Source organism: Cupriavidus sp. UBA2010 (assembly GCF_002335265.1).
Lineage (GTDB): Bacteria > Pseudomonadota > Gammaproteobacteria > Burkholderiales > Burkholderiaceae > Cupriavidus > Cupriavidus metallidurans.
In genome coordinates, this window is sequence record NZ_DDCI01000017.1 from 23,254 (window position 1) to 37,019 (window position 13,766).

The 13,766-nt window shown below is 66.1% G+C and carries 12 protein-coding genes; 6 read left to right on the forward strand and 6 right to left on the reverse strand.

Annotated features, from left to right (window positions below):
• Nucleotides 1-25 precede the first annotated feature (25 nt).
• Nucleotides 26-499, forward strand: a complete 474-nt coding sequence (locus B2246_RS12760) for an aminoacyl-tRNA deacylase (protein WP_035883017.1) — start codon at nt 26-28, stop codon at nt 497-499.
• Between the two features lie 18 nt (nt 500-517).
• On the opposite strand, the gene eutC is transcribed toward B2246_RS12760, so the two are convergent.
• The gene (gene eutC, locus B2246_RS12765; protein ID WP_035883015.1) at nt 518-1,288 is read right to left on the reverse strand and encodes an ethanolamine ammonia-lyase subunit EutC; all 771 of its coding nucleotides are present in this window, start codon (nt 1,286-1,288) and stop codon (nt 518-520) included.
• 17 nt (nt 1,289-1,305) lie between these two features.
• Nucleotides 1,306-2,688 carry an ethanolamine ammonia-lyase subunit EutB gene (locus B2246_RS12770; protein ID WP_286882462.1) on the reverse strand — a complete coding sequence of 461 codons (1,383 nt, stop codon included), beginning with the start codon at nt 2,686-2,688 and terminating at the stop codon, nt 1,306-1,308.
• Between the two features lie 202 nt (nt 2,689-2,890).
• Here B2246_RS12770 and B2246_RS12775 point away from each other — a divergent pair, with 202 nt between their 5' ends.
• The gene (locus B2246_RS12775; protein WP_286882461.1) at nt 2,891-3,985 is read left to right on the forward strand and encodes an AI-2E family transporter; all 1,095 of its coding nucleotides are present in this window, start codon (nt 2,891-2,893) and stop codon (nt 3,983-3,985) included.
• Nucleotides 3,986-4,056: 71 nt separating this feature from the next.
• On the opposite strand, the gene B2246_RS12780 is transcribed toward B2246_RS12775, so the two are convergent.
• The gene (locus B2246_RS12780; protein ID WP_286882460.1) at nt 4,057-4,755 is read right to left on the reverse strand and encodes a FadR/GntR family transcriptional regulator; all 699 of its coding nucleotides are present in this window, start codon (nt 4,753-4,755) and stop codon (nt 4,057-4,059) included.
• A 137-nt stretch (nt 4,756-4,892) separates the two neighbouring features.
• Between B2246_RS12780 and B2246_RS12785 the strand changes: the two genes are divergently transcribed.
• From B2246_RS12785 to B2246_RS12800, 4 genes are read left to right on the forward strand one after another with little or no spacing between them, the layout of a single operon-like run.
• Nucleotides 4,893-5,678 (forward strand): (Fe-S)-binding protein, encoded by a 786-nt coding sequence (locus B2246_RS12785; RefSeq protein ID WP_008646181.1) that lies wholly within the window; start codon nt 4,893-4,895, stop codon nt 5,676-5,678.
• Nucleotides 5,675-6,385, forward strand: coding sequence for a LutC/YkgG family protein (locus tag B2246_RS12790; protein ID WP_286882459.1), 711 nt, complete (start codon nt 5,675-5,677; stop codon nt 6,383-6,385). The genes B2246_RS12785 and B2246_RS12790 overlap by 4 nt, the downstream gene beginning before the upstream one ends.
• Nucleotides 6,382-7,827, forward strand: coding sequence for a LutB/LldF family L-lactate oxidation iron-sulfur protein (locus B2246_RS12795; protein WP_008646179.1), 1,446 nt, complete (start codon nt 6,382-6,384; stop codon nt 7,825-7,827). Before B2246_RS12790 ends, B2246_RS12795 begins: the two co-directional genes overlap by 4 nt.
• A 58-nt stretch (nt 7,828-7,885) precedes the next feature.
• Nucleotides 7,886-9,586, forward strand: coding sequence for a lactate permease LctP family transporter (locus B2246_RS12800; RefSeq protein ID WP_008646178.1), 1,701 nt, complete (start codon nt 7,886-7,888; stop codon nt 9,584-9,586).
• A 74-nt stretch (nt 9,587-9,660) separates the two neighbouring features.
• Here the strand turns inward: B2246_RS12800 and B2246_RS12805 are convergent, their stop codons facing one another.
• From B2246_RS12805 to B2246_RS12815, 3 genes are all read right to left on the reverse strand, one after another.
• Nucleotides 9,661-10,800: a CaiB/BaiF CoA transferase family protein gene (locus B2246_RS12805; RefSeq protein ID WP_286882457.1), complete on the reverse strand. Its 1,140-nt coding sequence runs from the start codon at nt 10,798-10,800 to the stop codon at nt 9,661-9,663.
• 23 nt (nt 10,801-10,823) lie between these two features.
• Entirely contained in the window at nt 10,824-11,822 is a 999-nt protein-coding gene (locus B2246_RS12810) for a Bug family tripartite tricarboxylate transporter substrate binding protein (RefSeq protein WP_008646175.1), read from the reverse strand.
• Nucleotides 11,823-11,931: 109 nt separating this feature from the next.
• The gene (locus B2246_RS12815; RefSeq protein WP_008646174.1) at nt 11,932-13,728 is read right to left on the reverse strand and encodes an acyl-CoA dehydrogenase family protein; all 1,797 of its coding nucleotides are present in this window, start codon (nt 13,726-13,728) and stop codon (nt 11,932-11,934) included.
• Nucleotides 13,729-13,766: the final 38 nt, after the last annotated feature.

Here is a 13,766-nt window from a genome sequence, read left to right on the forward strand (position 1 = left end):
GGCTCGCGTGGGAAGGAAGGCAATCATGGCAATGGCAGGCACTCTGGCTGGCCGGCTCAGCCGTATGAACAGCCAGTTCGACATCATTCGTCATCCCTACAGCCTCAGCAGCATGGCCACTGCGCAGGCTGCCCATGTACCAGGAAACCGTCTGGCCAAAACGCTGTTGCTTGAGGACGAAGGCGGCTATGTGGCGGTTGTGATTCCTTCGAGTCACCATCTGCAGATGTCGACCATCTGCGAGATGACCGGCCGCAAGCTCGTGCTCGCGCACGAGGATGAGATCCGCGAAGTGTTCAAGGACTGCGACCTCGGCGCCATCCCGCCTTGCGCGATGTCGTACGGCATGCAGACCTACGTGGACGAAAGCCTGTTCGACGAACCGGAAGTCTGGTTCGAGGCCGGCGACCACATGGAACTCGTGCACATGCAACGCGATCAGTTCATGACGTTGATGAGCGATGCGGCAAGCGGCAAGTTCTCGCACCGCATGATGTAGCCCCCATCTCTCATGTCTTCAGGGGTGTGACAGCGCCGCCGACACGGTGGCGCTGTCGTCTTTCAGGTCCACGCCGGACCGACCGAGCGCTACCGCCCCTCGCATCAGGAACACCAGCCTGTCCGCCGCCTGCGCATAGGACAGTCCTTCGGGCCGCACGTTGGAGATGCAGTTGCGCTGTGCATCCGTGCGCCCCACGCGGGGGTCGAATGTCAGGTAGATCCCAAGGCTATCCGGCGAACTGAGCCCCGGACGCTCGCCAATCAGCATCGCCACCTGCCGCGCGCCAAGGCGCTCGCCGATCTCGTCGCCCAACGCCACCCGCGATTGCCGCGCGACCACCACCGGTCCAACCCGCCAGTCATGCAGACGCGCCAGCACGGCCTGCAGCAGCGGCAGCGCGTGACGCTGGGCGGCCAGTGCGGAAAGCCCGTCGGCGATCACGAAGACGACATCGTATGGCTGCGCCGATGGAACGAGTCGCGCGCGGCTCTCGGCATCGAGACTCCGGCCCAGGTCAGGGCGACGCAGGTACTGGTCGCGATCCGCCGCTGCGCCATGCGCGTGCAGCACGTGCAGCGCATCCAGACCAGCATCGCGCAGCGCGACATCCAACGCCGCCACATCGAGCGCCAGATGCACGGCATCACGCGCCTGTGCATGGGCCAGGCCAAACGCCAGGATCGACGCGGTCTTCTGCGCGTGACCGGTGCGGCCGATGGCGATGCGGGCGCGTGTGAACTGGCGCAAACGCGCCCACGGGTCTTCGGGGTTCGCTGGCGTCGACATGGTGTCCGTCCTCCCGTTCAAAGCATGTCCGCCATGGTCAGCAGCGGCTGACGCGCACCAGGCTCCAGCAACCGCCCGCCCGCGTCGACAATGCCCATCTTGCGCAGCCACGCCTCGAACTCCGGCGCGGGCCGCAGGCCGAGGACTTCGCGCAGATACAGCGCGTCATGAAACGACGTGCTCTGGTAGTTCAGCATGATGTCGTCGGCGCCGGGCACCCCCATGATGAAGTTGATACCCGCCACGCCGAACAGCGTCAGCAGGTTGTCCATGTCGTCTTGGTCGGCCTCGGCGTGGTTCGTGTAACAGACGTCGCAGCCCATCGGCACGCCCAGCAATTTGCCGCAAAAATGGTCCTCCAGCCCGGCCCGGATGATCTGCTTGCCGTCGTAGAGATACTCGGGACCGATGAACCCCACCACGGTATTGACCAGCAGCGGCTCGAACCGGCGCGCCACCGCATACGCGCGCGCCTCCATGGTCTGCTGGTCCACACCATGGTGGGCGTTGGCGGAAAGCGCGCTGCCCTGGCCGGTCTCGAAATACATCACGTTGTGCCCCACCGTACCGCGCCGCAACGACAACGCCGCCTGCCGTGCCTCTTCGAGCAGCGCCAGAGAGATGCCGAACGCTTCATTGGCTGCCTGGCTGCCAGCCACCGACTGGAACACCAGATCGACCGGCGCGCCCTGCTCCATCACGCGCAAGGTGTTGGTGACGTGAGTCAGCACGCAGGACTGGGTGGGGATCTCGTAGCGGGTGCGAATGTCATCCAGAAGCTTCAGCAACGTGGCGATCGCCCCAAGGTTGTCGCTGGCCGGGTTGATGCCGATGGTGGCATCGCCGCAGCCGTACAGCAGCCCGTCGATGATCGACGCGGCGATGCCGCGCGGGTCGTCGGTCGGATGGTTCGGCTGCAGCCGCACCGCAAGGCGCCCGGGCAGCCCGATGGTATTGCGGAAGGCGGTGACCACCGCGCATTTACGCGCCACGGCCACGAGGTCCTGGTTGCGCATGAGCTTGCTCACGGCCGCCGCCATCTCGGGGGTGACGCCGGGCGCCACCCGGGCCAGCGTGGCCGTATCGGTATCGTGCCGCAGCAGCCAGTCCCGGAACTCCCCGACGGTCAGGCTGGCAAGCGCCGCGAACGCCTGCGCGTCGTGGCTGTCCACGATCAGCCGGGTGACCTCGTCGGCCTCGTAAGGAATCAGCGGCTCCGCAAGGCAATGCGCCAGCGGCATGTCCGCCAGCGCCATACGCGCCGCCATCCGCTCTTCTTCGCTGGCTGCGGCGATACCCGCGAGGGCGTCGCCAGACCGGGCCGGGCTGGCCTTGGCCAGCAGCGTGCGCAGATCGTCAAAGACGTGCCGGCGTACGCCGACGGTATGCGTGAAGGCCATGCAAGTGGTCTCCTGAAGGGCTGCCACGGAACTTCAATATAGGCCAGTGCTGCAAATATCACGCCCGAGCAATCGTCCGCACAGTTTGTCCCGTTATCAGCTTGTCTCGTCATCCTGTCTTGCCATTGTTACGCCCGGCATCGACAATCGTGGCGATTGCTTCCTTGCTTCATTTCCGCAACGCCCCGCTCTCAGCCGAGATATGCCGCAGTTGGACAACGAATTGGACACCGAACAGACCGAAAACCGCGCCGGAACCGGCAGCACCGAACAGCCTGACCAAACCCGGCCCCTGACTCCCGCCGCCTGGTTCAGCGTCAAGGCCGTGTCGTACGTGCTGACCGCCGGGGCCCTGCTGCTGGTGATGCACGCCAACCTGGTGTCCGCGCTGCTCGCCGGCCTGCTGCTCTATTCGCTGGTGGATGTGCTGGCGCCACGGCTGATGCGACTGCATTCGCGCCGCGACGCCATCGCCGTGGCGATCCTGTCCACCATCATCCTGCTGGTGCTGACCGGCAGCATCTGGGCGCTCATCCGCTTCGTCAGCGGCGACGGCAATACGCTGGACCGGCTGCTCGACCATTCCGCCGACATCATCGACCGCTCTCGCGCTCAGTTGCCAGCCTGGCTGAGCGACTACCTGCCCAACGGGGTCGACGAACTCGCCACGACCCTGATCTCGGCATTGCGCGAGCACGCGCAGATGGCGCAGCGGCTCGGCGCCGATATCCTGCGCACGCTGGTCCATATCCTCGTCGGCCTCATCATCGGCGCGATGGTCGCGCTGTACCGCGCGATTTCCCGCCCGAACCGTCGCCCGCTAGCCCTGGCCCTGGTGGACCGGGCCCGTACGCTGCAGACTGCGTTCTCGCAGTTCATCTTCGCGCAGATCCAGATCTCGCTCGTCAACACGATCCTGACCGCGATCTACCTGCTGGTGCTGCTGCCCCTGTTCCACCAGCACCTGCCGCTCTCCAAGACGCTGGTGGCCATCACGTTTATCGCCGGACTGCTGCCGGTGCTGGGCAACCTGATCTCGAATACGGCCATCGTCATCGCCTCGCTCTCGGTCTCGCTACCAATTGCGGTGGTGTCGCTGCTGTTCCTGGTGATGATCCACAAGCTCGAGTACTTCCTCAACGCGCGGATCATCGGCGCGCGTATACACGCCGCCGCATGGGAGCTGCTGACGGTGATGCTGGTGATGGAAACGCTCTACGGTATCCCCGGCGTGATCGCGGGACCGATCTTCTATGCCTACGTAAAGCGCGAACTGACCACAGCCGGGCTTGTGTAGGCGCTCCGCCAAGTGCTTGATTTCATTGCTTTGTCGTACGCAGAAATTGGTACGACCAATATGCGAAAAGACTAGTCGACCTTGCTCCGCACGAAGTCGATGTGCGTCTGCATCGCCGTGCGGGCTTCTTCCGGCCGGCGCGCCAGAATCGCCTCGCAAAGCGTGCGGTGCTGGCGCAGCAGCAGGTCCGACGACTCATCATCGGCCTCGCGCAGCCCGGTGCCGTTGATCGTGATGTGCTCGCGCAGCATGCCAATCACGCTGGTATGCAGATGCAGGAACATCGTGTTGTGCGACGCCTGCGCGATGGCGTCGTGCAGCTTCGCATCCGCATCGGCCTCGGCGCGCTTGTCATCGGTCATGCGCGAGCGCTCCAGTTCCTTGAGCAGCGTGCGTATACGCTTCAGATCCGACGCATCTGCACGCAACGCCGCGAAGTAGGCGGTGGCGCCTTCCAGCACCCGGCGGAACTCCAGAATGTCATCGCGCAGCGCCGGGTGATCGGCCACGAGCTGGCCCCAGGGCGAGGCGATGCCCGTGCGCAATTGATCGGTGACGTATACGCCCGCGCCGCGCCGGCTTTGCAGCAGGTTTCGCGCCGCCAGGCGCTGGATCGCCTCGCGGATCGTGTTGCGCGCCACCCCGAACTGCTCCGCCAGAACACGCTCCGCAGGCAGCCGCGTGCCGACGGGCCAGGTGCCGTCCAGCAGCGCGGTCTCCATCCTGCGCATGATGTCTTCCACACGGTTGCGTGCGTTGCCTGCCCCCATCCCTCATCCCTTGAAATCCGGCCGTTCCGGCAACTGGTCCAACCAATTTGTGCCCCGGCGCGAGAGCGGGAATTATGCGCCCAAAAATGTCGCAGCGCCTTGCCGGGCAGGTTGCGCCGCCATCCGGAGACTGACAAATGGAATCCAGGCAGTACCCCACCACCGCGCCACAGCAGGTGTACCTGTTCGGCACGTGCCTCGTTGATCTCTTCGTTCCGCAGGCCGGCCTGGATGCCGTGCGATTGCTCGAGCGCGAAGGCCTGACCGTTCACTTTCCACGCGGACAAAGCTGCTGCGGCCAGCCGGCGTACAGCAGCGGCAACCCCGAGCAGGCTCGCAAGGTCGCCCGCGCGCAACTGGACCTGTTCCGGGAACCCTGGCCGATCATCGTGCCGTCCGGCTCATGCGCCGGCATGATGCGCCATCACTGGCCCACGCTGTTTGCCGACGACCCCAGCGACCCTGAAGCCGCTGCGCTGGCCCGTGACATTGCCGCCCGCGTCTACGAACTCGCCGAGTTCCTGCTCAATGTGCTTCATGTGCGCTTCGACGCCACGCCCGCCGACGCGCCGCACGAGCGCGTGGTGCTGCATACATCCTGCGCGGCACGCCGCGAAATGGGTACGCGCGCTCACGGTGTGGCGTTGCTGGACGCGCTGCCCGGGGTGACACGCGTCGAGCATGAGCGCGAGTCCGAATGCTGCGGCTTTGGCGGCACGTTCTCGCTCAAGCACGCCGATATCTCCGGCGCGATGGTGCGCGACAAGGTGGCCTCCGCCTGCGCCACCGGGTGCGACCGGCTCGTCTCCGCCGATTGCGGCTGCCTGCTCAATATCGGCCATGCCGCCGCCCACACCGGCGCGCCGCTGCCGGTCGAGCATCTGGCTTCGTTCCTGTGGCGCCGCACCGGAGGTGCCGAATGACGTCGATGAGCGCGCGCGAGCGCATGATCGGGCGGCTGCGTGCCGCCGCGCCCACCTCCGGCGCGGCGCTGAGCGGAGACACCCAGAAACTGGACCAGCGGATCGACGAGCATTTCGATAGCCGCCGTGGTCAGGCACCGTCGATCGAAGCGATGGTCGCCTCGATGCAGGCCGCCTTGACTGCCTCCCACGCCGACGTGATCTGCACCGACGCTGCGAGTTGGCCCGCATGGGTCGCGCGGCGGCTGGCGGACGAAGGGGTGCGCCGACTGCTGCTGGACCGCGATTGCCCCGAAGGCGCCGCACTTGCGCGGGCGCTGCCATCCAGCATCGACACCGTAACGTTCGACCGTCCGCTGGAAGCCTGGAAGGCGGAACTGTTCGATACCGTCGATGCCGGCTTCACCGTGGCCCGCTCCGGGCTGGCCGCTACCGGCACGCTGGTGCTGGCGCCCGATGCCGGATCACCACGCACGATGTCACTGGTGCCGCCCACGCATATCGCGCTGGTCTACGCATCGACGCTGCACCCTGACCTTCATGCCGCCGCGCGTGCCGAGCACTGGTCGGACGGCATGCCGACCAACCTGGTGATGGTCTCCGGCCCGTCCAAGACTTCCGACATCCAGCAGACGCTGGCCTACGGCGCACACGGCCCACGCAGGCTGTGGGTCGTGATCGTGACCGACGGAGAAACCGCGCGATGAGCCAGCAACCCCTGCATTTCGTTCCCACCGAGGACTTTCGCGCCCGCGCGCGCGCCGCGCTCGACGATCCCAAGCTGCGCAAGAGCTTTCGCGGCGCGATGGACTTCCTTCAGCAGAAGCGGGCCGTGCAGTTCCCCGACGGTGACGAACTCGAGCACCTGCGTGACCTTGGCGAAGCCATCCGCCAGCACGCGCTGGCCAATCTGCCCGACCTGCTGGTCGAACTCGAAGGCAATCTGACCGCAGCCGGCATGCAGGTCCACTGGGCCGAGACCGCCGATGAAGCCAACGCGATCATCCTGCGGATCGCGCAGGGCCACGCCGCCCGGCGCGTGATCAAGGGCAAGTCGATGGCCAGCGAGGAGATGGAACTCAACCATTACCTGGCCGAGCGCGGCATCGACTGCATCGAATCGGACATGGGCGAGTACATCGTCCAGTTGGCCGGCGAGAAGCCATCGCACATCGTGATGCCGGCGATCCACAAGACCAAGGCCGATATCGCGACGCTGTTCGAGCAACACATCCCCGATACGCCGTACACGGAAGACGTGGATGCGCTGATCCAGACCGGCCGCCGCGCGCTGCGCCAGGCGTTCGTCGAGGCCGATATCGGCCTGTCCGGCGTCAACTTCGCGGCGGCGGACACCGGCACGCTGTGGCTGGTGGAGAACGAGGGCAATGGCCGTCTTTCCACCACGGTGCCCGACGTGCATATCGCCGTCATGGGGATGGAGAAGGTGGTGGCGAAGCTGTCGCACATCGTGCCGCTCTCCAGCCTGCTGACGCGTTCCGCGACCGGGCAGCCCATCACCACCTACTTCAACCTGATCTCGAGCCCACGCAAGCCACATGAGCAAGATGGTCCGCGCGAAGTCCATCTGGTGCTGCTCGACAACGGCCGCAGCCAGGCATACGCCGACGAGCAGCTACGCGCCACGCTGCAGTGCATTCGCTGCGGCGCGTGCATGAACCACTGCCCGGTCTACACGCGCATCGGCGGTCATGCCTACGGCACGACTTATCCGGGCCCGATCGGCAAGATCATCTCGCCTCACCTGCTCGGCCTCGACGCCACGGCCGACCTGGCAACGGCATCGAGCCTGTGCGGCGCGTGCGGCGAGGTCTGTCCCGTGCGCATTCCGATTCCGCAGCTGCTGGTGCGGCTGCGCACTGAGTCGAACCGCAACCCCGACGAGGCCGTGCCGCACCCGCTCAAGGGCCAGGGCGCGAAGTTCAGTCGCCGCGAGCATCTGGTCTGGCGCTTCTGGAGCGGCGCGTTCGCCCACCCCACCACGTACCGCCTGTTCCGCTGGGCCGCCACCCGGCTGCGGGCGCTGACGCCCTCGCGGCAGATGGGCTGGACGCAGCATCGCAAGCCACTGACACCGGCGCCAAAGAGCCTTTCCGACCTGCTCGACGCACGCAACCAGCCCGAGTAGCGGCATCGAGCGGCATCCCACCAAAAGAATTCAGACAAACCACCAAGGAGACTTCCAGATGCAACCCTGGACCCAGATCTATACGCCGCTGGGCAGCCTCTGGCTGTCCGCGCTCGCGGCGGCGATACCCATCCTGTTTTTCTTCGTCGCGCTCGCGGTACTGCGCATGAAGGGCCATGTGGCGGCGGCTGTCACGCTGGCACTGGCGCTGGCCGTGGCGATCTTCGCGTACGGGATGCCGGCACAGCAGGCATTTGCCGCGGCCGGATTCGGCTTTGCCTATGGCCTGTGGCCAATCGCGTGGATCATCGTCACCGCGGTGTTCCTCTACAAGATCGTGGTCAAGACCGGGCAGTTCGACGTCATCCGCGCGTCGGTGCTGTCGATCACCGATGACCAGCGCCTGCAGATGCTGCTGATCGGCTTTGCCTTCGGGGCGTTCCTGGAAGGTGCGGCGGGCTTCGGCGCACCGGTGGCGATTACCGCCGCGCTGCTGGTCGGGCTCGGGTTCAACCCACTCTATGCGGCCGGGCTCTGCCTGATCGCGAACACCGCGCCGGTGGCGTTTGGCGCGATGGGCATTCCGATCATTGTGGCCGGACAGGTCACGGGCATCGACCCGATGCATATCGGCGCGATGGCGGGCCGCCAATTGCCGCTGCTGTCGCTGGCTGTGCCGTTCTGGCTGGTGTTCATGATGGATGGCGCCAAAGGCGTGCGCGAGACCTGGCCAGCCGCGCTGGTCGTCGGTGGCAGCTTCGCCGTCACGCAGTACTTCACGTCGAACCACATCGGTCCCGAGCTGCCGGACATCACGTCGGCACTGGTCAGTCTGATCTCGCTCGCCGCGTTCCTGCGTGTGTGGCAACCGCGCTCGGCATCGCAAGCGGCTGGTGGCACGGTTGCGGCTGGCGGCACTGTGGCGATGGCCGGGTTCGGTGGCGGTATGGGTGCGCCCGCGAGCCGCAAAGCATCGCCCTACACGTTCGGCCAGACCGTGCGCGCATGGGCGCCGTTCGGCATTCTGACCGCCATCGTCACGGTCTGGAGCCTGGCACCGTTCAAGGCGCTGTTCGCCGGCAACGGCGCGCTGGCGGGAACGGTACTGAAGTTCAAGGTACCGATGCTCGACCAACTCGTGATCAAGAGCGCCCCGATCGTGGCATCGCCCAAGCCCTACGAGGCTGTGCTGAAGCTCGACCTGCTGTCGGCCGTCGGTACCGCGATCCTGCTGACCGCCATCATCTCTGCGGTGCTGCTGCGCATGAAGCCGAGCGATGCCATCACCACCTTCAAGGAAACGCTGCTGGAACTGCGCCGTCCGATCGCCTCGATCGGTCTGGTACTGGCGTTCGCGTTCGTCGCCAACTACTCCGGTATGTCATCGACGCTGGCGCTGCTGCTGGCCGGAACCGGCGCGGCGTTCCCGTTCTTCTCGCCGCTGCTGGGCTGGCTGGGGGTGTTCCTGACCGGCTCGGATACGTCGTCGAACGCGCTGTTCTGCTCGCTGCAGCATACGACCGCGCATCAGATCGGCGTATCGGACACGCTGCTGGTGGCCGCCAACACCACGGGCGGCGTAACAGGCAAGATGATCTCGCCGCAGTCGATCGCAGTGGCCTGCGCGGCGACGGGTCTGGTCGGCAAGGAGTCGGAACTGTTCCGCTTCACCGTGAAGCACAGCCTGCTGTTCGCAGCCATCGTGGGTGTGATCACGATGATCCAGGCGTACTGGCTGACGGGGATGATTCCGGGGTAAGAAGCGGTGAGGTCGTTTTTACACCCCTCTCCCGCGCGGGAGAGGGGTGCGCATACCAACGGTTGACACCCAATTCAATCGTTCGCCGCCTCGCGCGGCAGGAACTGGTTGCCTTCGGTCAGCGGTGCATACCGGTACGTCGCCGGCGTGCGGCTCAGTTTGACCGGGGCGCCTAGGCCCTTGTAGCCGCCGGGCATCTCCACCACCATCTCGCGATGGGCGGTATGCGGATGCGTCAGTGCATCGGGCACCGACAACACCGGTGCGCACGGGACACCGGCCGCAGACAGTTCGTCGGCCAGCGCCTTCCCGTCCCACGTGGCCAGCTTCGATTCCAGCGTGCCCTTCAATTGCGCCCGGTTGACCGAGCGCGCGCCTGCCGTTGCAAAGCGTTCGTCGTCGGCCAGCTCCGCCACGCCGAGGTACTCGCACAGGATGCGGAATTGCCGATCGTTGCCGACGGCAAGGAAGATCGGATCGGTCGCGGTGGCCACCGTGTCGTACGGGTAGATGTTCGGATGCGCGTTACCGGTGCGCGCGGGCGTCTTGCCGCTCATGAACCAGTTGGCCGCATGGGGATGCAACAGCGACAAGCCCGAGTCATATAGCGCCGATTCCACGAACTGCCCACGTCCGCTGCGCTCTCGCTCCTGCAATGCCAGCAGCACACCCAGCGCGGCGTTCAGACCAGTGACCATGTCCACCACGGGCAAACCAACGCGCAGCGGTTCCCGGTCGGCCTCGCCGTTGATGCTCATGATGCCGGCCATCGCCTGGATCGCCGCGTCATAACCCGGCAGGCCACCCAACGGACCATCGGCGCCGAAGCCGGACACGCGGCAATGCACGAGCCGGGGGAAGCGCTGCGACAGCACATCGAAACCAAGGCCCCATTTCTCGAGCGTGCCGGTCTTGAAGTTCTCGATCAGCACGTCGGCATCGGCCAGCAGCGTCAGCAGGACTTCGCGGTCAGTATCGGCCGTCAGGTCCAGCGTCATGATGCGCTTGTTGCGATTGAGGCCGAAGTAGTACGACGCCACGCCATCGCGGAACGGTGGCCCCCAGGTGCGTGTGTCATCGCCCTGCGGCGGCTCGATCTTGAGTACGTCTGCGCCGTGATCGCCGAGGATCTGGCCGCAAAGCGGGCCGCCCAGAATGCGCGACAGATCGACTACGCGAATGCCTGCCAGCGCGCCGGGTGTGAATGGCGTCATGTCTCCTCCTGTTCTTGTCATGATCAGTCGAGCTGCGCACCCGACTTCTGCACCACGGAACGCCATTTGCCGACTTCCGATTTCACGAAACCACCGAGCTGCTCTGGCGTGGTGGCCGGCGCGAACTCCAGCCCCTGCGCCAGCAGCGTCTTGCGCACGTCTGGCTGTGCCAACGCATCGGCAAATGCGTGATTGAGCTTGCGGATGACTTCCGGCGGCGTACCGGCAGGTGCTACCACACCGAAGAATACCGAAACATCGAAACCTGCAACACCCTGTTCCGCCACGGTGGGCACATCGGGCAATGCCTGCGAACGCCCTTTCGTGGTCACACCGAGTGCACGCACCTTGCCGCTCTTGATGAACGGCAGCGCGGTCAGCACGTCGGTGAAAGTCATGCTGACCTGCCCACCCAGCAGATCATTGAGCGCCGGGCCGGTGCCCTTGTATGGCACATGCTGGAAGTCGGTGCCGGCCAGGTTGTTGAACAGCACACCGGCCAGGTGCGACGATGCGCCATTGCCCGACGACGCATAGGACAGCTTGCCCGGATGCGCCTTGCTGTACGCGATCAGCTCTTGCACGTTCTTCGCAGGCACGCTTGGATTTACCACCAGCACATTGGGCAGTTGGCCGATCTGGATCACCGGCGCGAAGCTCTTGACTGGGTCGTAGTTGATCTTGCGATACAGGCTGACGTTGATGGCCAGCGGCGCCGACGTGCCGAACATCAGCGTGTAGCCATCGGGCTCGGCACGCGCGACGACTTCCGCGCCGATGTTGCCGCCCGCTCCCGCGCGGTTCTCCACGACCACGGGCTGGCCAAGGCTGTTCTTCAACGCAGCGGCCAGCGTGCGGGCCATCGCGTCGGTAGGTCCGCCGGGCGGATAGGTCACCACCAGCATGATCGGCTTGCTCGGGAATTCCTTCTGCGCGAAGGCCGGTGTGGTGGTGAGCGTGAACGTGCAGGCGACCAACGAGGTCAGCGCGGCAAGGGCCGCGCGGCGGTGCCATTGGGGCATGATGGGTTGTCTCCGGTAAAGCTTTTTATGTTTGGAATGCGCGCCGCGGGCGCGCGAGGTGCGCCGTTGCGGGCGCACCGTACTGCCTGGGTGTTCTCTGGGTGAGCCGTCAGAACACGTTGATCTGGTCCACGGGCCCCGCCGCGCGCACCACGCCATCGGCGGGCGGCTCCACGGTTTCGGCCAGCCACTCGGGTTCGACGCCGCCGCCGAGCGGATCCTGCGGCAGCACGCGATGCACCAGCACCAGTTGCGCCAGCCGCATCCGGCGAACCGAACCGATCTGGCCGGCTTCCCATGCCATGGCGACGGCACTGGTCACGTGATACAGCGCGGAAGCTGCCTGACGCGCCAGCACGTCACCATCGGCCCCAGCGTCTGCCGCACGGGTCGCCAGCGCGACGGTGTTGGCCAGCGCCAGGTCGAACGTGGCGCGCGCAGTGGCATGCATCGGCGTATCGCCAAGCAGCGCCTGCAGGTGTGCCTGCAACACGGGCAGCGAGCCCTCGCGGCGAATTGCGCGCAGCACGTCGAGCGCGACGATATTGCTCGTGCCTTCCCAGATGGAACCGAGATGCGCGTCGCGCACGAGGCGCGGGTCGCTCCATTCCTCGATGTAGCCGCAGCCGCCGCGGATCTCCATCGCATCGCCCGTGACCTTGCGCGCATCGCGGCAGGCGCGGAACTTGATCAGCGGTGTCAGGATGCGCATCAGCGGATAGGCGTCGGCATCGCCCGCATCGGCACGGCGCAGGGCTTCGGCAGTCTGGAACACCATCGTGCGCGCCTGCTCCGTGGGCAGCGTCAGCTTCAGCAACTGGCGACGCATCAGCGGCATGTCCGCCAGGCGCCTGCCGAACGCGCGGCGCTCGCGGGCGATGAACTGGCCCTCGGTCAGCGCCCGGCGCATCAGGCCGGCCGCTCGCACGCCGTTGGACAGGCGCGAATTGTTGATCATGTCGGCCATCTGCACGAAACCACGGCCCAGTTCGCCAACCAGGTAGGCGTGCGCGCCCTCCAGCCGAATCTCGCCGCTGGCCATCGAGCGTGTGCCGAGCTTGTCCTTGAGACGGATGATGCGGAAGTGGTTGGCGCTGCCATCCGCCAGCGTGCGCGGCAACAGGAACAGCGAGACGCCCTTGATGCCGGCAACGGCCGAACCGTCGGCTTCCTCCACCCGCGCCAGCACCATCGCCAGCGCGGCATCGGGATTCGAGCAAAACCACTTGTCGCCCACCAGACGCCAGCCGCCCTCGGCGTTGTCGTCGCGAATCGCGCGGGTGGTCGTGGCAGCGACGTCAGAGCCGGCCCCCTGCTCGGTCATGAACATCGCGCCCTGATAGAGGTCGTCGAACACCTGCGTGGTCAGGTTCGGCAGGAATCGGTCGACCAGCGCCGGATCGCCGAACTTGCGCAACGTGCGCGTCAGCGAATCGGTCATCGACAGCGGGCAGCACAGGCCGAATTCGGCCTGCACGAACAGGTAGGTCAGTGCGTACTTCGCGGCCGGGGGCATCGGCTTGTCCCAGCCGAGCACGCCGCCGCGATGCGACACTGCAGCCAGCCCGAATTCCGAGAACGCCACGCGCTCCAGTTCCACATAGGACGGATGCTTGTGGATGCGCTGGGCATCAAGGCCGGTGCGGGTGCGGTGCGACAGCGTGGGCGGCGCGTGATCGGCCTCGTTGGCCAGTTCGTCGAGCACGCCGCCGGCCAGTGCGCCCATGCGCTCGAGGTGCGGCAGCAGGTGGTTGAACAGGTCGGCCGGCAGGTAAAGCGGCAGCAGCGCGCGCAGGTCCGGATCGGCCGTGAACAGGCTCGCGCCATGGCGATCTGGCACCGGATGCGCGGCAACTTCGGGGTACACGGTGGTGGACGCGGCTGGGCGCGCGGCGCTGGTCGGCATGAATCGTCTCCTGGAGGTCCCCGTCCTGGACACGATGC